Origin of the sequence: Streptomyces liliifuscus (assembly GCF_016598615.1) — a bacterium.
Taxonomy (GTDB): Bacteria; Actinomycetota; Actinomycetes; order Streptomycetales; family Streptomycetaceae; genus Streptomyces; species Streptomyces liliifuscus.
The window spans coordinates 8,865,448-8,884,498 of sequence record NZ_CP066831.1 but is presented as its reverse complement, the minus strand read 5'-3'; the positions used below and the strand labels follow the sequence as shown (position 1 = coordinate 8,884,498).

The 19,051-nt window shown below is 69.9% G+C and carries 19 protein-coding genes; 1 reads left to right on the top strand and 18 read right to left on the bottom strand.

Annotated features, from left to right (window positions below):
- Nucleotides 1-39: 39 nt before the first annotated feature.
- The 12 genes from coaBC to pyrR form a co-directional block, all read right to left on the bottom strand.
- Complete coding sequence (gene coaBC, locus JEQ17_RS38380) at nucleotides 40-1,242, bottom strand: bifunctional phosphopantothenoylcysteine decarboxylase/phosphopantothenate--cysteine ligase CoaBC (protein ID WP_200399528.1); 1,203 nt, start codon at nucleotides 1,240-1,242, stop codon at nucleotides 40-42.
- Between the two features lie 102 nt (nucleotides 1,243-1,344).
- Complete coding sequence (gene rpoZ, locus JEQ17_RS38375; RefSeq protein ID WP_030610454.1) at nucleotides 1,345-1,617, bottom strand: DNA-directed RNA polymerase subunit omega; 273 nt, start codon at nucleotides 1,615-1,617, stop codon at nucleotides 1,345-1,347.
- 48 nt (nucleotides 1,618-1,665) lie between these two features.
- The gene (gmk, locus tag JEQ17_RS38370; RefSeq protein ID WP_055613853.1) at nucleotides 1,666-2,259 is read right to left on the bottom strand and encodes a guanylate kinase; all 594 of its coding nucleotides are present in this window, start codon (nucleotides 2,257-2,259) and stop codon (nucleotides 1,666-1,668) included.
- A gap of 38 nt (nucleotides 2,260-2,297) precedes the next feature.
- Nucleotides 2,298-2,621, bottom strand: coding sequence for an integration host factor (locus tag JEQ17_RS38365; RefSeq protein ID WP_005319887.1), 324 nt, complete (start codon nucleotides 2,619-2,621; stop codon nucleotides 2,298-2,300).
- A gap of 244 nt (nucleotides 2,622-2,865) precedes the next feature.
- Nucleotides 2,866-3,726: an orotidine-5'-phosphate decarboxylase gene (gene pyrF / locus JEQ17_RS38360; protein ID WP_200399527.1), complete on the bottom strand. Its 861-nt coding sequence runs from the start codon at nucleotides 3,724-3,726 to the stop codon at nucleotides 2,866-2,868.
- The gene (locus JEQ17_RS38355; protein ID WP_200399526.1) at nucleotides 3,723-4,832 is read right to left on the bottom strand and encodes a quinone-dependent dihydroorotate dehydrogenase; all 1,110 of its coding nucleotides are present in this window, start codon (nucleotides 4,830-4,832) and stop codon (nucleotides 3,723-3,725) included. The genes pyrF and JEQ17_RS38355 overlap by 4 nt, the downstream gene beginning before the upstream one ends.
- Before the next feature lie 117 nt (nucleotides 4,833-4,949).
- Nucleotides 4,950-8,258 (bottom strand): carbamoyl-phosphate synthase large subunit, encoded by a 3,309-nt coding sequence (carB, locus tag JEQ17_RS38350; RefSeq protein WP_200399525.1) that lies wholly within the window; start codon nucleotides 8,256-8,258, stop codon nucleotides 4,950-4,952.
- Nucleotides 8,251-9,423 carry a glutamine-hydrolyzing carbamoyl-phosphate synthase small subunit gene (gene carA / locus JEQ17_RS38345; RefSeq protein WP_200399524.1) on the bottom strand — a complete coding sequence of 391 codons (1,173 nt, stop codon included), beginning with the start codon at nucleotides 9,421-9,423 and terminating at the stop codon, nucleotides 8,251-8,253. Before carA ends, carB begins: the two co-directional genes overlap by 8 nt.
- A complete protein-coding gene (locus JEQ17_RS38340) occupies nucleotides 9,420-10,022 on the bottom strand; it encodes a PH-like domain-containing protein (RefSeq protein WP_234048519.1) in 603 nt (200 codons plus the stop codon). Before JEQ17_RS38340 ends, carA begins: the two co-directional genes overlap by 4 nt.
- Nucleotides 10,019-11,305 (bottom strand): dihydroorotase, encoded by a 1,287-nt coding sequence (locus JEQ17_RS38335; protein WP_200399523.1) that lies wholly within the window; start codon nucleotides 11,303-11,305, stop codon nucleotides 10,019-10,021. The genes JEQ17_RS38340 and JEQ17_RS38335 overlap by 4 nt, the downstream gene beginning before the upstream one ends.
- Before the next feature lie 5 nt (nucleotides 11,306-11,310).
- Nucleotides 11,311-12,288, bottom strand: a complete 978-nt coding sequence (locus tag JEQ17_RS38330) for an aspartate carbamoyltransferase catalytic subunit (RefSeq protein ID WP_200399522.1) — start codon at nucleotides 12,286-12,288, stop codon at nucleotides 11,311-11,313.
- Between the two features lie 137 nt (nucleotides 12,289-12,425).
- On the bottom strand, nucleotides 12,426-13,016 hold the full coding sequence (gene pyrR, locus JEQ17_RS38325; protein ID WP_200399521.1) for a bifunctional pyr operon transcriptional regulator/uracil phosphoribosyltransferase PyrR: 591 nt from the start codon (nucleotides 13,014-13,016) through the stop codon (nucleotides 12,426-12,428).
- A gap of 243 nt (nucleotides 13,017-13,259) precedes the next feature.
- Here pyrR and bldD point away from each other — a divergent pair, with 243 nt between their 5' ends.
- Nucleotides 13,260-13,760, top strand: coding sequence for a transcriptional regulator BldD (bldD, locus tag JEQ17_RS38320; protein WP_027751102.1), 501 nt, complete (start codon nucleotides 13,260-13,262; stop codon nucleotides 13,758-13,760).
- Between the two features lie 266 nt (nucleotides 13,761-14,026).
- On the opposite strand, the gene nusB is transcribed toward bldD, so the two are convergent.
- The 6 genes from nusB to JEQ17_RS38290 all read right to left on the bottom strand — a co-directional run bounded on the left by nusB (nucleotide 14,027) and on the right by JEQ17_RS38290 (nucleotide 19,046).
- Nucleotides 14,027-14,461, bottom strand: a complete 435-nt coding sequence (nusB, locus tag JEQ17_RS38315; protein ID WP_200399520.1) for a transcription antitermination factor NusB — start codon at nucleotides 14,459-14,461, stop codon at nucleotides 14,027-14,029.
- A 2-nt stretch (nucleotides 14,462-14,463) separates the two neighbouring features.
- Nucleotides 14,464-15,030 carry an elongation factor P gene (efp, locus tag JEQ17_RS38310; protein WP_055613844.1) on the bottom strand — a complete coding sequence of 189 codons (567 nt, stop codon included), beginning with the start codon at nucleotides 15,028-15,030 and terminating at the stop codon, nucleotides 14,464-14,466.
- 58 nt (nucleotides 15,031-15,088) lie between these two features.
- Entirely contained in the window at nucleotides 15,089-16,195 is a 1,107-nt protein-coding gene (locus JEQ17_RS38305) for an aminopeptidase P family protein (RefSeq protein ID WP_200399519.1), read from the bottom strand.
- A gap of 194 nt (nucleotides 16,196-16,389) precedes the next feature.
- The gene (locus JEQ17_RS38300; protein WP_200399518.1) at nucleotides 16,390-17,292 is read right to left on the bottom strand and encodes a Pro-rich N-terminal domain-containing protein; all 903 of its coding nucleotides are present in this window, start codon (nucleotides 17,290-17,292) and stop codon (nucleotides 16,390-16,392) included.
- A 183-nt stretch (nucleotides 17,293-17,475) separates the two neighbouring features.
- The gene (gene aroB, locus JEQ17_RS38295; protein ID WP_200399517.1) at nucleotides 17,476-18,567 is read right to left on the bottom strand and encodes a 3-dehydroquinate synthase; all 1,092 of its coding nucleotides are present in this window, start codon (nucleotides 18,565-18,567) and stop codon (nucleotides 17,476-17,478) included.
- Nucleotides 18,564-19,046, bottom strand: coding sequence for a shikimate kinase (locus JEQ17_RS38290; RefSeq protein WP_200401937.1), 483 nt, complete (start codon nucleotides 19,044-19,046; stop codon nucleotides 18,564-18,566). Before JEQ17_RS38290 ends, aroB begins: the two co-directional genes overlap by 4 nt.
- Nucleotides 19,047-19,051 lie beyond the last annotated feature (5 nt).

Here is a 19,051-nt window from a genome sequence, read left to right as displayed (position 1 = left end):
CCGACGGTTCCAGTGGGTCTGTTGAAGCGAATAGGACATTCACCCGATGCGACGCGCCACCAGATCCCACACGGTCTCGGCCAGGGCTTCCTTGGGCCCGTACGGCACCGGGGTCTCGCTTCCGTCGGCGCCGAGCACGACCGCCTCGTTCTCCTCGGAGCCGAAGGTCTTGCGTTCGCCGACCTCGTTCACCACCAGGAGGTCGCAGCCCTTGCGTTGGAGCTTCGTCCGGCCGTTGGCCAGCACGTCGTCCGTCTCGGCGGCGAAACCGACGACCACCTGGCCCGGGCGGGCGCGGTCCGCCGAGATCTCCGCGAGGATGTCCGGATTACGGACCAGAACGATCGGCTCCGGTTCCTGGCCGTCCTTCTTCTTGATCTTTCCGGCCGCGTATGCCGCCGGCCGGAAGTCGGCGACCGCCGCCGCCATCACCACGGCGTCGGCGTCCGGCGCCGCCTTGAGCACGGCCTCGCGCAGTTGCACGGCGGTCCCGACCTGTACGACGTCGACACCGGCCGGGTCCGGCATGCCGGTGTTCGCGGCGATCAGCGTGACCCGGGCGCCCCGGGCGGCAGCGGTGCGCGCGAGGGCGTACCCCTGCTTCCCGGAGGAGCGGTTGCCGAGGAAGCGGACGGGGTCGAGCGGTTCGCGTGTGCCGCCGGCGCTGACGACGACGTGACGGCCGGCGAGGTCGGGCTCGGTGACGCCGCGCGCGAGCACCCTGCGGCAGACCTCGAAGATCTCCGACGGCTCGGGCAGCCGCCCCTTGCCGGTGTCCACACCGGTCAGGCGCCCCACCGCGGGGTCGATGACGACGGCGCCGCGGCGGCGCAGCGTCGCCACGTTCTCCTGGGTGGCCGGGTGCTCCCACATCTCGGTGTGCATGGCGGGGGCGAAGACGACCGGGCACCGGGCGGTGAGCAGCGTGTTCGTCAGCAGGTCGTCGGCGAGGCCGTGGGCGGCCTTCGCGAGCATGTCCGCGGTGGCGGGGGCGACGACGACCAGGTCGGCCCCCTGTCCGATGCGGACGTGTGGCACCTCGTGGACGTCCGACCAGACCTCGGTGGACACGGGGTGGCCGGAGAGCGCGGACCAGGTCGCGGCGCCGACGAAGTGCAGCGCGGACTCCGTCGGCACGACGCGCACGTCGTGTCCCGACTCCGTCAGTCTCCGCAGCAGCTCACATGCCTTGTACGCGGCGATGCCACCGCTGACCCCCAGTACGACCTTCGGCTTGTCCACGTCTCTCCCCGGACCTCGGAAAACGTACGTCCCCATCACACACCACAGGCTCGGCAGTCGCGCTGCCGAGCCTGTGGAAAAACAAACTGCAAGCCGAAAATATTACTGCGCCGGGCCTTCGACGGCCTCCGACGTCAGGAGACCCGCGTTGATCTCGCGCAGGGCGATCGAGAGCGGCTTCTCGTGGACGTGGGTGTCGACGAGGGGACCGACGTACTCAAGGAGGCCTTCACCGAGCTGCGAGTAGTACGCGTTGATCTGGCGCGCGCGCTTGGCGGCGTAGATCACGAGGCTGTACTTCGAGTCGGTTGCCTCGAGGAGCTCGTCGATCGGAGGGTTGATGATGCCCTCGGGCGTGGTGATGGAAGAGGACACGCTCTGCCTTCCGAAAGGTGGAAATTGACCTGACAGTGACCTGAAAGATCAAACAACTTCCATCAAGGCTAGCAGCTCGCGCGCCACGTCCTCGACGGAGGTGTTGACCAGGGTCACGTCGAACTCCGGCTCGGCCGCCAGTTCGATCTTGGCGGCCTCCAGCCGGCGCTCGATCACCTCGGGCGGCTCGGTGCCCCGCCCGGTGAGTCTGCGCACGAGCTCCTCCCAGGAGGGGGGAGCCAGGAACACCAGCAGAGCGTCCGACATGGACTCGCGGACCTGCCGGGCTCCCTGGAGATCGATCTCCAGGAGGACCGGCTCGCCCGACTCCAGCCGTTCGAGCACGGCCTTGCGCGGTGTCCCGTAGCGGTTGCCCGCGAACTCCGCCCATTCGAGCAGTTCGCCGTTGGCGATCAGCTTGTCCATCTCCTCGTCACTGACGAAGAAGTAGTGGACACCGTGCTTCTCCCCGGGGCGCGGCTTGCGGGTCGTGGCCGACACCGAGAGCCAGACCTCGGGGTGTTCCTTGCGCATATGGGCGACGACCGTGCTCTTGCCGACCCCCGAGGGGCCGGAGAGCACGGTCAGCCGCGGACGTACGTCCGGGGGTACGGGGGTCGTCCCCCGGGGTGTTGCAGCCATGCGGTGATTATCCAGGTTCTCAGGGGTGCCCGAGAACGTCAGGCAGCACCGCCGCCGAACTCGCGCTCAAGAGACGCGATCTGGTTGGAGCCGAGACCGCGCACACGGCGGCTCTCGGAGATGCCAAGTCGCTCCATGATCTGCTTGGCGCGGACCTTGCCCACGCCCGGCAGGGACTCCAGGAGGGCGGAGACCTTCATCTTGCCGATGACGTCGTTCTCCTGGCCCTGCTTGATGACCTCGTGAAGGGAGGCGCCGGAGTGCTTGAGTCGATTCTTGACCTCGGCCCGCTCCCGGCGAGCCGCGGCGGCCTTTTCGAGCGCGGCTGCGCGCTGTTCAGGGGTAAGGGGCGGAAGAGCCACGCCTACGTCACCTCGGATGTCGAACTGTCGGATACGGACCGGTGAGGAACCTAGTCGCCCCACACCTGGGGAGCAACGAGCAACGCTCTTGCCCGTTCACTCTGCGTCGGAGACTAGCGGGCAAGTCCGCCGGAGTCAGCGAGAACAGCGGAAAAGTCCTGGTCAGCCTCTATCGAGTCCGACATTCCGGACAAAATGCCCCGGATTTGAGGATGTATTCAGACTCGGGACGCCTGAAGGACGCTCACTTAAACCCCTGGGCAGCCGCCACGGCCGCCCTGATCTGCTCGGCGAAGAGGTCCGATGACGCGCGTAGCGAGCCGATGTCGGGTCCGTGACGCAGAACACCCCTGCTGACGTTCGGGACCACCCGGTGCACCGCCGCGCCGAACACGCCCGGCAGATCGGCCGGCGTGGCCCCCTGGGCACCGATTCCGGGCGCGAGGAGCGGGCCGTTGATGTCGAGGTCGTACGAGGACAGATCGCCGAGCGTGGCGCCGACGACCGCCCCGAAGGAGCCCATCGGGGTCTCCCCCGCGTTCTCCTCGGCGAGATGGGCCAGCATCGTCGCGCCCACGTTCCGCAGAGCCGTGTCCTCGGGGCGCACCGCGTGCTGCACCTCGCCGCCCTCCGGGTTGGAGGTCAGCGCGAGCACGAACAGTCCCGAGCCGCTCTCCCGCGCGAGGTCGACCGCAGGCTTCAGTGATCCGTAGCCGAGATACGGCGACACGGTGAGCGCGTCCGAGAAGAGCGGCGAGCCCTTCTCCAGGAAGGCGGAGGCGTACGCCGCCATGGTCGAGCCGATGTCGCCGCGCTTGGCGTCCATGACGACCAGCGCACCGGCCGCCCGCGCCTCCTCGACCGACTTCTCCAGTACGGCGATACCGCGCGACCCGAAGCGCTCGAAGAACGCGCTCTGGGGCTTGAGCACGGCCACCCGGTCGGCCAGGGCCTCGACGACGGTGCGGCTGAAGCGCTCAAGACCCGCGATGTCGTCGTTCAGACCCCAGTCCGCGAGCAGGGAGGCGTGCGGGTCGATCCCGACGCACAGCGGCCCACGCTCGTCCATGGCGCGGCGCAGCCGCGATCCGAAGGGCTCGGTCATACCGTCGTCTTCCTTACGTCGGCGCCGACCGCGTCGGCGAGGCTGGCATACGGGCTGGTGCGCAGGCGGGCGGCGAGGCCCTTGTGGACGGCACGGCCCCAGAAGGGGCCCTCGTAGACGAAGGCGCTGTAGCCCTGGACGAGCGTGGCGCCCGCGAGGATCCGCTGCCAGGCGTCCTCGGCGTTCTCGATCCCGCCGACGCCCACGAGGGTGATCCGGTCCCCCACGCGCGCGTAGAGGCGCCGCAGCACTTCCAGGGAGCGCGCCTTGAGCGGGGCGCCCGAGAGTCCGCCGGTCTCTCCGACCAGGGTGGGTTCGGACTTCAGACCGAGCCCCTCGCGCGCGATGGTGGTGTTCGTGGCGATGATCCCGTCCAGGCCGAGTTCGACGGCGAGGTCGGCGACGGCGTCGACGTCCTCGTCGGCGAGGTCGGGCGCGATCTTCACCAATAGCGGGACGCGGCGCGTGGTCACCGTCCGGTCGGCGGCCTCACGGACGGCGGTCAGCAGGGGCCGCAGCGACTCCGTGGCCTGGAGGTTGCGCAGTCCGGGCGTGTTCGGCGAGCTCACGTTGACGACGAGGTAGTCGGCGTACGCGGCCAGTCGTTCGGTGGACTTCACGTAGTCGGCGGCGGCCTCGGCCTCCGGAACCACCTTCGTCTTGCCGATGTTGACGCCCACGACGGTCCTGAAGACGGGCGTACGGGCCGCCAGGCGCCCCGCCACGGCCTCGGAGCCCTCGTTGTTGAACCCCATGCGGTTGATCAGCGCGCGGTCCGGCACAAGACGGAACAGGCGCTTCCTGGGGTTGCCCGGCTGGGCCTCCCCCGTCACCGTGCCGATCTCGACGTGGTCGAAGCCGAGCATCGACATCCCGTCGATGGCGACCGCGTTCTTGTCGAAGCCCGCAGCGAGCCCGAACGGCCCGTGCATCCGCAGCCCGAACGCCTCCGTCCGCAGCTCCTTGTGCCGGGGCGCGAGCACTGCGGCGACGAAGGTCCGCAGAACGGGGACACGGACGGCGAGCCGGATCCAGCGGAAGGCGAGGTGGTGGGCCTGCTCGGGGTCCATGCGCTGGAACACGAGCCGGAAGAAGAGCTTGTACATGGTCGGTTTCCTAAAGAAGAGGCTGATCCCGCAGCCCCGCGCCCCAAAGGGGCGCGGGGAACTGCGCGACCAGCCACAGCGGACCCGCGGACGAAGCACCTGCGGCAGGCGGAGCGCCTAGCTACGAGCCGCGGTCAGATGCTCGGCGTGTTCCTGGAGGGAACGCACGCCCACGTCACCGCGGTTGAGCGCGTCGATGCCCTGGACGGCCGCGGCAAGCGCCTGGACGGTCGTCAGGCAGGGCACCGAACGGGCCACCGCCGCCGTACGGATGTCATAGCCGTCGAGGCGACCCCCGGTGCCGTACGGCGTGTTGACGATGAGGTCGACCTCGCCCTCGTGGATGAGCTGGACGATCGTCTTCTCGCCGTTCGGGCCCTCGCCCTCGGACTGCTTGCGCACCACGGTGGCGTTGATGCCGTTGCGCTTGAGCACCTCGGCCGTGCCGGACGTGGCGAGCAACTCGAAGCCGTGGGCGACCAGTTCACGCGCCGGGAAGATCATCGAGCGCTTGTCCCGGTTGGCGACCGAGATGAAGGCACGGCCCTTGGTCGGCAGCGGACCGTATGCGCCCGCCTGGGACTTGGCGTACGCCGTGCCGAACACCGAGTCGATGCCCATGACCTCGCCGGTGGAGCGCATCTCCGGGCCGAGGATCGTGTCGACGCCACGGCCGTGGATGTCGCGGAAGCGCGACCACGGCATGACGGCCTCCTTGACGGAGATCGGGGCGTCCAGCGGCAGTTCACCGCCGTCACCGACGGCCGGCAGCAGCCCCTCGGCGCGCAGTTCGGCGACGGTCGCGCCCAGCGAGATCCGGGCGGCGGCCTTCGCCAGCGGCACCGCGGTCGCCTTCGAGGTGAAGGGAACGGTGCGCGAGGCACGCGGGTTGGCTTCGAGGACGTACAGGATGTCGCCCGCCAGCGCGAACTGGATGTTGATCAGTCCGCGCACGCCCACTCCGCGAGCGATGGCCTCCGTGGAGGCCCTCAGGCGCTTGATGTCGAAGCCGCCCAGTGTGATCGGGGGCAGCGCGCACGCCGAGTCGCCGGAGTGGATGCCGGCTTCCTCGATGTGCTCCATGACTCCGCCGAGGTACAGCTCGTGGCCGTCGTACAGCGCGTCCACGTCGATCTCGATCGCGTCGTCCAGGAAGCGGTCGACCAGGACCGGCCGGGACGGGCTGATCTCGGTGGACTCCTCGATGTACGAGGCCAGCCGCGTCTCGTCGTACACGATCTCCATGCCGCGCCCGCCGAGCACGTACGACGGCCGGACGAGGACGGGGTAGCCGATCTCGTCGGCGATGGCCTTGGCCCCGGCGAAGGTGGTGGCGGTGCCGTGCTTCGGCGCGGGGAGGCCGGCCTCGGCGAGGACCTGGCCGAAGGCGCCGCGGTCCTCGGCGGCGTGGATGGCCTCGGGCGGAGTGCCCACGACCGGCACGCCGTTGTCCTTGAGCGCCTGCGAGAGGCCAAGCGGCGTCTGTCCGCCGAGCTGGACGATCACGCCCGCGATCGGTCCGGCGAGGGTCTCCGCGTGGACGATCTCCAGCACGTCCTCGAGCGTGAGCGGCTCGAAGTACAGGCGGTCGGAGGTGTCGTAGTCCGTGGAGACGGTCTCCGGGTTGCAGTTGACCATCACCGTCTCGTAGCCCGCGTCGCTCAGCGCGAAGGAGGCGTGGACGCAGGAGTAGTCGAACTCGATGCCCTGGCCGATGCGGTTCGGACCGGAGCCGAGGATGATCACCGCGGGCTTCTCGCGCGGGGCGACCTCGGACTCCTCGTCGTACGAGGAGTAGAAGTACGGCGTCTTCGCCGCGAACTCGGCGGCACAGGTGTCGACTGTCTTGTAGACCGGGCGCACGCCCAGCGCGTGCCGCACCTCGCGCACCACGTCCTCGCGCAGGCCGCGGATCTCACCGATCTGGACGTCGGAGAAGCCGTGGCGCTTGGCCTCGGCGAGCAGCTCCGGGTCCAGCTTGTCGGCGGCGGCCAGCTCGTCCGCGATCTCCTTGATCAGGAACAGCTGGTCCACGAACCACGGGTCGATCTTCGTGGCGTCGAAGACCTCCTCGGGCGTGGCGCCCGCGCGGATGGCCTGCATGACGGAGTTGATGCGCCCGTCGGTCGGCCGGACGGCCTCTTCCAGAAGAAGGGCCTTGTCACCGGGCTCGCCGACGAACGTGAACTGCGAGCCCTTCCGCTCCAGCGACCGCAGCGCCTTCTGCAGCGCCTCGGTGAAGTTGCGGCCGATCGCCATGGCCTCGCCGACCGACTTCATGGTCGTGGTCAGCGTGGAGTCGGCGGAGGGGAACTTCTCGAAGGCGAACCGCGGGGCCTTGACGACCACGTAGTCGAGCGTGGGCTCGAAGGACGCCGGGGTCTTCTCCGTGATGTCGTTCGGGATCTCGTCGAGGGTGTAGCCGACGGCCAGCTTGGCGGCGATCTTGGCGATCGGAAAGCCGGTGGCCTTCGACGCGAGGGCCGAGGAGCGCGACACCCGCGGGTTCATCTCGATGACGATGATGCGGCCGTCGTCCGGGTTCACCGCGAACTGGATGTTGCAGCCGCCGGTGTCGACGCCGACCTCACGGATGATCGCGATGCCGATGTCGCGCAGGCGCTGGTACTCGCGGTCGGTCAGCGTCATCGCGGGCGCCACGGTGATCGAGTCGCCGGTGTGGACGCCCATCGGGTCGAAGTTCTCGATGGAGCAGACGACCACGACGTTGTCGTTCTTGTCGCGCATCAGCTCCAGCTCGTACTCCTTCCAGCCGAGGATGGACTCCTCCAGGAGCACCTCGGTGGTCGGCGAGAGCGTGAGGCCCTGGCCCGCGATCCGGCGCAGTTCCTCCTCGTCGTGCGCGAAGCCGGAGCCGGCGCCGCCCATGGTGAAGGAGGGCCGGACGACGACGGGGTAGCCGCCGAGCGTCTCGACGCCCTGGATCACGTCGTCCATCGAGTGGCAGATGACCGAGCGGGCGGACTCGCCGTGCCCGATCTTCTCGCGGACGGCCTCGACAACGTCCTTGAAGAGGTCGCGGTCCTCGCCCTTGTTGATCGCCTCGACGTTGGCGCCGATCAGCTCGACACCGTACTTCTCCAGCACACCCTGCTCGTGCATGGAGATCGCGGTGTTGAGGGCGGTCTGGCCGCCGAGCGTCGGCAGCAGGGTGTCCGGCCGCTCCTTGGCGATGATCTTCTCGACGAACTCCGGGGTGATCGGCTCGACGTACGTCGCGTCGGCGATCTCCGGGTCGGTCATGATCGTCGCCGGGTTGGAGTTGACGAGGATCACCCGCAGGCCCTCGGCCTTGAGGACGCGGCAGGCCTGGGTGCCGGAGTAGTCGAACTCGGCGGCCTGGCCGATGACGATCGGGCCGGAGCCGATGACCAGGACGGACTGGATGTCGGTGCGCTTAGGCACGCTGGCCCTCCATCAGGACTGTGTCCATCAAAGACGTGAAGCGGTCGAACAGGTAGGCGGCGTCGTGCGGGCCGGCTGCCGCTTCAGGGTGGTACTGGACGCTGAACGCCGGCTGGTCGAGCAGCTGAAGCCCCTCGACGACCTGGTCGTTCAGACAGACGTGCGAGACCTCGGCACGTCCGTAGGGGGTCTCGGAGACCTTGTCGAGCGGCGCGTCGACGGCGAACCCGTGGTTGTGCGCGGTGACCTCGACCTTGCCGGTCGTACGGTCCTGCACCGGCTGGTTGATGCCCCGGTGGCCGTACTTCAGCTTGTACGTGCCGAAGCCGAGGGCGCGGCCGAGGATCTGGTTGCCGAAGCAGATGCCGAAGAGCGGGGTCCTCCGCTCCAGGACGGCACGCATCAAGGAGACGGGGTGCTCGGCCTGCTCCGGGTCGCCGGGACCGTTGGAGAAGAACACGCCGTCCGGCTCGACCGCGTAGATGTCCTCGACGCTCGCCGTCGCGGGCAGCACGTGCACCTCGATGCCGCGCTCGGCCATGCGGTGCGGGGTCATGCCCTTGATACCGAGGTCCACGGCGGCGACGGTGTACTTCTTCTCGCCGATCGCGGGGACGACGTACGTCTCCTTGGTGGCCACTTCCTCGTAGAGGCTGGCGCCCTTCATCTCGGGGGCCTGGCGCACCTCGGCGAGCATGGTGCCCTCGTCGGGCAGCGCGTTGCCGGAGAAGATGCCGACGCGCATGGCGCCGCGCTCGCGCAGATGGCGGGTGAGCGCACGGGTGTCGATCCCGCTGATGCCCACGACGCCCTGCCGGACGAGCTCCTCGTCCAGCGAGCGCCGGGAGCGCCAGTTGGAGGGCACGCGCGCGGGGTCCCGTACGACGTAACCGGCGACCCAGATGCGCTTCGACTCGGGGTCGTCGTCGTTCACGCCGGTGTTGCCGACGTGCGGGGCGGTCATCACGACGACCTGGCGGTGGTACGACGGGTCGGTGAGGGTCTCCTGGTAGCCGGTCATGCCGGTGGAGAACACCGCTTCGCCGAAGGTCACCCCCACGGCCCCGTAGGCGCGGCCGCGGAAGGTCCGGCCGTCCTCCAGGACGAGTACGGCGGGAGCCGCCTTTCGCCTCTGTGAGGCGGTTCCCTGGATGGAGGTCGTCATCGTGCGCCTTCCGTCTTGTCGCTCTTGTCGCTCGTGTTGATCATGTGGTTCAGGGTGTCGACCCACTCGTTGTGTTCGGCCGCGTGGTCGGAGCGGAAGCCGGAGTCGATCAGCCGGTCGCCGTGCTCCCAGGTGATGACGAGGAGCCCGCCCTCGGTGAGGACCTTGCCCGCGATGCCCTTGTCGAGCCGGGCCTCACGCAGTTGCGCGACGGGCACGAAGAAGTCGGCGGCTCCGGGGCGTACGACATCGAGACCCTCGTCCGTCAGCGTGACCTCGGCCCGGCTGCGGGTGCCCAGTCCGTGCGCCACGATGCGGTCGAGCCACTGCCCGGCAGTGGTGGAGCCGTGGTAGCGGCCGCTCATCGTCAGTCTGGCCTCGCCGGGCTCTTCCGGCGCGGTGGGCAGCTCCGGAAGGTCGCCCTGGAGTGCGCCGCGCCACTTCCAGCCCTCGCGCATCAGCCAGTAGACGAGCGCGATGAACAGGACGAGGCCGACGAGCCAGCCGATGCGGGCGGCCCAGTCGGTCACCTCCGCGGACTTCTGTTCCGCGGCGATGTCCGCCGTGATCTGCGCTGCAATGGGGGTGAGTGATGTCACGCGAGCTTCCCGTCGACGAGCGTGGCCCTGCCCCGCAGCCACGTGTGCGTGACACGGCCCGGCAGCTCACGACCCTCGTACGGAGTGTTGCGGCTGCGCGAAGCGAAGCCCGCGGGGTCCACGGCTCCACGGTATGCCGTGTCGACAAGGGTGAGGTTGGCGGGCTCGCCTGCCGAGACGGGACGGCCGTGGCCCTGCGCCCGGCCGATGCCGGCGGGCCTGAACGACATGCGGTCGGCGACGCCTGCCCAGTCCAGCAGCCCGGTCTCGACCATCGTCTGCTGGACGACGGACAGCGCGGTCTCCAGGCCCACCATGCCCATGGCGGCCGCGGCCCACTCGCAGTCCTTGTCCTCGTGCGGGTGCGGGGCGTGGTCGGTGGCGACGATGTCGATCGTGCCGTCGGCGAGCGCCTCGCGCAGGGCCATCACGTCGCGCTCGGTGCGCAGGGGCGGGTTGACCTTGTAGACGGGGTTGTACGAGCGCACCAGCTCGTCGGTGAGGAGGAGGTGGTGCGGGGTGACCTCGGCGGTGACGTCGATGCCGCGGGACTTCGCCCAGCGCACGATCTCCACCGATCCCGCGGTCGACAGGTGGCAGATGTGCACGCGCGATCCGACGTGCTCGGCGAGCAGGACGTCCCGGGCGATGATCGATTCCTCGGCCACCGCGGGCCAGCCGCCCAGGCCCAGCTCGGCGGAGACGACGCCCTCGTTCATCTGGGCGCCCTCGGTGAGCCGGGGCTCCTGCGCGTGCTGGGCGACGACCCCGCCGAAGGCCTTCACGTATTCGAGAGCGCGCCGCATGATCACGGCGTCGTCGACGCACTTGCCGTCGTCGGAGAAAACCGTGACGCCGGCGGCGGACTCGTGCATCGCGCCCAGCTCGGCGAGCTTCTTGCCCTCCAGGCCGACGGTGACGGCGCCGATGGGCTGCACGTCGCAGTAGCCGTGCTCCTGGCCCAGCCGGTAGACCTGCTCGACGACACCGGCGGTGTCGGCGACCGGGAAGGTGTTGGCCATGGCGAACACGGCGGTGTAGCCGCCGCTGGCCGCCGCGCGCGTACCGGTCAGGACGGTCTCGGAGTCCTCTCGGCCCGGCTCGCGCAGATGGGTGTGCAGGTCCACGAGCCCCGGCAGGAGCACCTTGCCGTCGGCCTCGACGACCTCGGCGCCCTCGGCCGACAGGCCGCTGCCCACGGCCGCGATCTCGGAACCGTCGATCAGGACGTCCTGCGGCTCGCCGCCGAGCACCTTCGCACCACGGATAAGGATCTTGCTCATGTGACTTACTTCTCCTCGGTACGGGTGTGGGTGACGGCGGGCTCGTTGCCGCCCAGAAGCAGGTAGAGCACGGCCATCCGGATCGAGACACCGTTGGTGACCTGCTCGATGGCGGTGCAGCGCTCGGAGTCTGCGACCTCGGCGGTGATCTCCATGCCGCGGACCATCGGCCCGGGGTGCATCACGATGGCGTGCTCGGGCATCTTCGCCATCCGGTCCCCGTCGAGCCCGTAGCGCCGTGAGTACTCGCGCTCGGTCGGGAAGAACGCCGCGTTCATCCGCTCGCGCTGCACACGCAGCAGCATCACGGCATCGGACTTGGAGAGCGTGCTGTCCAGGTCGTACGAGACCTCGCAGGGCCAGGACTCGACGCCGACGGGCACCAGGGTCGGCGGAGCCACGAGGGTGACCTCCGCGCCGAGGGTGTGCAGCAGGTCGACGTTCGAGCGGGCGACCCGGCTGTGCAGGATGTCGCCGACGAGCGTGATGCGCCTGCCCGCCAGGTCCTGGCCGAGGCCCGCGTCCCGGCCGACCAGCCGGCGCCGCATGGTGAAGGCGTCGAGCAGGGCCTGGGTGGGGTGCTGGTGGGTGCCGTCGCCCGCGTTGATGACGGCGGCGTCGATCCAGCCGGAGGTGGCGAGCCGGTACGGGGCCCCGGAGGCGCCGTGCCGGATGACGACGGCGTCGACGCCCATGGCTTCGAGGGTCTGCGCGGTGTCCTTCAGGGACTCGCCCTTGGAGACGCTGGATCCCTTGGCGGTGAAGTTGATGACGTCCGCGGAGAGACGCTTCTCCGCGGCCTCGAACGAGATCCTCGTCCGGGTGGAGTCCTCGAAGAAGAGGTTGACGACGGTGCGGCCGCGCAGGGTCGGCAGTTTCTTGATCGGCCGGTCGGCGACCCGGGCCATCTCCTCGGCGGTGTCGAGGATCAGGACGGCGTCGTCGCGGGTGAGGTCGGCGGCCGAGATGAGATGACGCTGCATCTTTCAGGCTCCGTAAGGCAGTTCAGGTCGGGAAGCGGGGGCCCGGGAGGTGTCCCCTCGAAAGGGCACGGCCGGGCGGACGCGGGCGCGCGAAAGCGCACTCGGGGTCGTACGAGCGGACGTACGGCGGTGTGCCGCTACTGCTCGCCGGGCCGGGCGGTCCGCTTCACACCGAGCAGCACGGTGTCGCGACCGTCCTCCTCGGCGAGCTGGACCTTGACCGTCTCCCGCAACGACGTGGGGAGGTTCTTGCCGACGTAGTCGGCGCGGATCGGGAGTTCGCGGTGACCTCTGTCGACGAGGACCGCGAGCTGTACCGCGCGGGGACGCCCTATGTCGTTCAGCGCGTCGAGGGCGGCCCGGATGGTGCGGCCCGAGAAGAGCACGTCGTCGACGAGGACGACCAGACGGCCGTCGATGCCGTCACCGGGAATGTCGGTACGGGCCAGCGCGCGCGGCGGATGCATGCGCAGGTCGTCTCGGTACATGGTGATGTCGAGGGAGCCGACCGGGATCTTGCGGTCGGTGATCTCCTCCAGCTTGGCGGCCAGCCGCTGGGCGAGGAAGACGCCCCTGGTCGGAATGCCGAGAAGCACCACGTCGTCGGCGCCCTTGGCGCGTTCGACGATCTCGTGGGCGATGCGGGTCAGCACCCGCGCGATGTCGGGGGCTTCCAGAACGGGCCGTGCGTCGGCCTCGTACTGCTGCTTGTCCTGCTCTGAGTCCATACGAAACGGACCTCCTTCTCCGCCTCACGGGACGGATCATTAAAGGACGTCGGAATTGCGCCATCCACGGTACCAGCCCGGCAACGCCCCTGATCACCCCCTTGGCACCAGCCGTACCGGGCCTCCACGGAAGGGTCGGTCCGGACCATTCGGCTTGACGAGGCAGAGTCACGCTGCGTAACCTCACAGTGAGTCACCAGCCGCGCGGCCGAGCCGCACGTCGACACAGTGCCGGGGAGCTATATGTCCAGCGAATACGCCAAACAGCTCGGGGCCAAGCTCCGCGCCATCCGCACCCAGCAGGGCCTTTCCCTCCACGGCGTCGAGGAGAAGTCCCAGGGCCGCTGGAAGGCGGTCGTGGTCGGTTCCTATGAGCGCGGCGACCGCGCCGTGACCGTGCAGCGTCTCGCCGAGCTGGCGGACTTCTACGGCGTGCCGGTGCAGGAGCTGCTGCCCGGCACCACTCCGGGCGGCGCCGCCGAGCCGCCGCCGAAGCTGGTCCTGGACCTTGAGCGGCTGGCCCACGTGCCGGCCGAGAAGGCAGGCCCCCTGCAGCGCTACGCGGCGACGATCCAGTCCCAGCGCGGCGACTACAACGGCAAGGTGCTGTCGATCCGCCAGGACGACCTGCGCACGCTCGCCGTCATCTACGACCAGTCCCCCTCGGTCCTCACCGAGCAGCTGATCAGCTGGGGCGTCCTGGACGCCGACGCGCGCCGCGCGGTCTCCCACGAGGACGCCTGACCCGCACCAGCACTAAGAAGAAACGTGCCGCCGGGGTGGCCGGAACCAAACGGTTCCGGCCACCCCGGCGGCTTTCTGCGGGCCGCAGAGGACGTCTTGGAGGTACGGGAACGCCGGAGGGCCCCAGCGCGATGCTGGGGCCCTCCGGCGTTCTTTCGTCAAGCCTCGTTCCGTACGGGAGCGCCCCGAAGGGGCGCGGGGAACTGCGCGACCAGCCCCACGACCCGCACGTCACATCGCACCGTACGGCGCGCTGAGGCCAAGGCTCAGGCGTCGTCGCGCCGAAGCGACGACTTGAGCTCCTTGAACCGGCCGAGCAGACCGTTCACAAAGGCGGGCGACTCATCCGTGGAGAACTCCTGGGCGAGCTGCACGGCCTCGTCGAGCACCACGGCATCCGGGGTCTCGTCGACCCAGATCAGCTCATAGGCGCCAAGACGCAGGATGTTCCGGTCGACGACCGGCATCCTGTCGAGCGTCCAGCTCACCGCGTACTGCGAGATCAGCTCGTCGATGCGCTTCGCGTACTTCGCGTAGCCCTCGACGAGCTGCATGGTGTACTCGCTCACCGGCGGCTGCCGGGTGTCGGTCCGGGAGTGCCGGATCCAGTCACCCAGGACCGTCTGGACGTCCACGCCGCGCTGGTCAGCCTCGAAGAGGATCTGGAAGGCGCGCTTGCGGGCCGTGTTGCGGGCAGCCACGGTTAGCTGTTCACCCGGCCGAGGTAGTCGCTGGAACGGGTGTCGACCTTGATCTTCTCACCGGTGGTGATGAAGAGCGGGACCTGGATCTGGTAACCGGTCTCCAGGGTGGCGGGCTTGGTGCCGCCGGTGGAACGGTCGCCCTGGACGCCGGGCTCGGTCTCCTGGATGACCAGCTCGACGGCGGCCGGCAGCTCGACGAAGAGCACCTCGCCCTCGTGCTGGGCGACGGTGGCGGTGAAGCCCTCGATCAGGAAGTTGGCGGCGTCGCCGACGGCCTTGCGGTCGACCATCAGCTGGTCGTAGGTCTCCATGTCCATGAAGACGAAGTACTCGCCGTCCATGTAGGAGAACTGCATGTCACGCTTGTCGACAGTGGCCGTCTCGACCTTGACGCCGGCGTTGAACGTCTTGTCGACGACCTTGCCGGAAAGCACGTTCTTCAGCTTGGTGCGCACGAAGGCCGGGCCCTTGCCGGGCTTGACGTGCTGGAACTCGACGACGGACCAGAGCTGGCCGCCTTCGAGCTTGAGCACCAGGCCGTTCTTGAGGTCGTTCGTGGAAGCCACGGTTGCGGAATCTCCTGGACTGACGTGGACGACCCCGGAACACGCGCACAGCGGGAAGCTAGAGCGCGAGCAGCTCCTTGGTCGTGATGGTGAGTAGCTCGGGTCCGCCGTCCGCCTCGGGGCGCACGACGAGCGTGTCATCGATCCGGACACCGCCCCGGCCCGGGATGTGGACCCCCGGTTCGACGGTGACCGGCACGCAAGCGTCCAGTTTACCCATGGCCGCGGGGGCCAGCTGCGGGTCCTCGTCGATTTCGAGCCCCACACCGTGTCCGGTCAGCGGAGGAAGGCCGTCCGCATAGCCCGCGGAGTCGAGAACCTGGCGGGCCGCACGGTCCACGTCACGGTAGGCGGCGCCGGGCACCAGAGCCTCGCGGCCGGCCCGCTGGGATGCGAAGACGAGGTCGTACAGCTCGATCTGCCAGTCGGCGGGCGAGGTCCCGATGACGAAGGTGCGGCCGATCTCGCAGCGGTAGCCGCGGTAGGTCGCGCCGAGGCAGACGGAGAGAAAATCTCCTTCCTCGACCCGGCGGTCGGAGGGCCGGTGGCCGCGGCGCCCGGAGTTCGGGCCCGTGCCGACCGAGGTCGTGAAGGCCGGGCCGTCGGCGCCGTGGTCGACCAGACGGCGTTCGAGTTCCAGGGCGAGATGGCGTTCGGTGCGGCCTACGAGGATGGACTCCAGGAGCTCGCTCAGCGCCTGGTCGGCGATCTCCGAGCCGATCCGCAGGCAGGAGATCTCCTCCTCGTCCTTGATCACACGCAGCTGCTCGACGGCCGCGCCGAGGTCTCCCAGGCGCAGCCGGGGCGCCACCGAGCCGATCGCCCGGTGCCGGGTCACGGTCAGGTGGTGCTCCTCGACGGCGAGGGAGTCGGCGCCCTGGGCCGCGGCGAGGTCAGCGGCGGCGACGGCGGGGTCGCCTCCGGGACTCGGCAGCGTGTGCACCCGGAGGGCCTCGTCCGGCCTGCCCTCGTCGAGCGGGCTTTCGGGCGGACCGCCGTACACGAGCAGGTCCTCGGTCTTCCCCAGCAGGAGAACGGCGCCGTGGGGGGCCACGCCCGCGAGGTAGCGGACGTTGGCGGGGCGGGAGATCAGCGCGGTGGCGCTGCCGCTTGCCGTGCAGCGCTCTCTCAGCCGGTCGCGGCGGGCCGCGTACGCCTCTGACATGACCCGAGCGTATGAGCTCCGCGGGGTTGGCGCCGGTTGAGGGAGGCCGAGTGGGGGTCCGGACGGAGGGCGGGGGTGCGACCGGAGGTTGTGTGCCGGGTGCGGGTGAGTGGGGGCTGGTCGCGCAGTTCCCCGCGCCCCTTGGGTGGGAGGGGCTCGGCCCCTCTTCGAAGTTCCCTACCAGTCCCCTACCACTACCACTGCGGGGGGCTTGCGATTGATCTTGCCAGTACGTCGTCCAGGACTCGGGCCGTCTGGGGGACGTCGAGTTGGGAGTTGTCGATGATCGGGAGGCCCGAGCCGTACCAGCCCGCCATGCGGCCGTGGATGCGGGCGACCTCCTCGTCGGTGAGGCGGCGGTTTCCGGAGCGCTCGGCGTTGCGCTCCAGGACTATCTCCAGGCCCGGAAGGAGGACGACCGGCAGCAGGCCGGGACCGACGTGCCGCTTCCAGCCGCCGAGGCCGACGACGGGACGGTCGGGGAAGACCGCGTCGTCGAGGATGCAGGAGATGTTGTTGGCCAGGAAGTTGCGGGCCGCGAAGCCGCAGGTGCGGCGGGCGAGACGATACTGCGCCTCCGAGTGGTCGTTCCACCCCGACTGCGGGTCCGCGAAGCCCGAGCGCACCCATTCACGTACGTCGTCCAGGCTGATGTGCGCGGTGGGCACCCTGCGGTGGTCCGCCCAGTACTTGGCGACGCTGGTCTTGCCGGCGCCCGCGGGTCCGATGAGCAGGACGGCGAGGGTGGTGGACGTCGGATCGGGCGTGCCTGCGGTCGGCGGCGCGCTCGGCATCGGAACGGGACCGCCCGGCGGCAGCTGTACGTGGCCCGTGGTGTCCGGTGTCGGAGGGGCGTGGTGCGGGACCGCGTGATGCGGGGCGGGCGCGTGGCCGGGCGGATGGGGGGCGGTGGGCCCGGTCGGCGCTCCGGCGAAGCCGGGGGGCGGGCCCGCGGGCCCCTGGGGCGCAGGCGCGGAACCCGGGTGGGCGCCCGGGTGGTGCGGTCCCGGGTGTTGTGCGGCCGGCGACCAGCCGGCGGCCGGTCCGTGCCCCGGCTGGTGGGGCGGCGGCAGCGGAGACCCCACTGCGTGCTGCATCCGGTGCCACTCCGTCTCGTGTCTTTGGCCGACTCGCCGCAGGCAATTGGCGCTGGGAGCGGGGCACCCGCCCCGCTCCCTACCGAACGGTACCGTCCTCGGCCGCCGTTTGGTGAACGGCGGGGAACGGTCCGAAGTGCCCCTCCGCACAAGGCAAATCAGACCAAGTTTCGCTGGAGGGGGCTATTCGCCCACTTCGCCGTAGGCGGCGAGGAGCACCGCCGGGTCGGGGCCCTCCAGGACGGTGGGCTTGCCCAGTCCGTCGAGGACGATGAAGCGGAGGAGGTTGCCGCGGGACTTCTTGTCGACCTTCATGGTCTCCAGGAGCTTGGGCCACTGGTCGTAGCGGTAGCTCAGCGGCAGCCCGACCGACTCAAGGATCGTGCGGTGCCGGTCCGCGGTCGCGTCGTCGAGGCGCCCCGCGAGTCGGCCCAGTTCGGCCGCGAAGTGCATGCCCACCGCGACCGCCGCGCCGTGCCGCCACTCGTAGCGCTCGTTCTTCTCGATGGCGTGGGCGAGGGTGTGCCCGTAGTTGAGGATCTCGCGCAGCCCGGACTCCTTCAGATCGGACGAGACGACCTCGGCCTTGACCTTGATGGAGCGCTCGATGAGCTCGGCGGTGTGCGGTCCCGCGGGGGTGCGGGCGCCCTGCGGGTCGGCCTCGATGAGTTCGAGGATCGCCGGGTCGGCGATGAAGCCGGCCTTGATGATCTCGGCGAGTCCGGACACGAAGTCGTTGACCGGCAGCGATTCGAGGGCGGCCAGGTCGCACAGCACACCGGCGGGCGGGTGGAAGGCGCCGACGAGGTTCTTGCCCTCGGCGGTGTTGATGCCGGTCTTTCCGCCGACCGCCGCGTCCACCATGCCCAGCACGGTGGTCGGGATGGCGATCCAGCGCACTCCGCGCAGCCAGGTCGCCGCCACGAACCCGGCGAGGTCGGTGGTCGCCCCGCCGCCCACGCCGACGATCACGTCGGTGCGGGTGAAGCCGGACTGTCCGAGCGCCTTCCAGCAGTACGCGGCGACCTCGGCGGTCTTGGCCTCCTCCGCGTTGGGCACCTGGATGGCGACGGCCTCGAAGCCCTGCCCGGCCAGGTCGGCCCGCAGCGCCTCGCCGGTCTCGGCGAGCGCCTCGGGGTGGATCACCGCGACCCGCTTGGCCCGCTCCCCGACCAACGTGCCCAGTTCACCGAGCAGTTGGCGTCCGACCAGGACCTCGTACGGCTCGCTGCCCGCCGTGCCGCCGACGTGGATCCGCGTCACTGCCTCGCTCATGCTTCCTTCAACTCCAGTGCGTCGAGGACCGCCTGGGCGACCTCTTCGGGGGTGCGGCCGTCGGTGGCCACCACGGCGGTCGCGACCTCGGTGTAGAGGTGGCGGCGGGCGTCCATCAGCTCGCGCCACTGCCGGCGCGGGTTGACGGCGAGCAGCGGCCTTGCCGTGTTCAGACCTGTGCGCTTGACCGCCTCCTCGACGTCCATCGACAGGTACACGACGGGCTGTCCGGCCAGCAGCGCCCTGGTGTCCGCGTCGAGGATCGCGCCGCCGCCGAGTGCCAGCACGCCGTCGTACCCGGCCAGGGCGCGGTGCACCGCCTGCTTCTCGATCGCGCGGAAGGCGGGCTCGCCCTCGTCGACGAAGATGTCCGCGATGGTGCGGCCCTGCTCGGCCACGATGTCGCCGTCGGTGTCCCGGTAGGCGCAGCCGAGCCGCTCGGCGACCAGCTCGCCCACCGTGGACTTGCCGACCCCCATGGGGC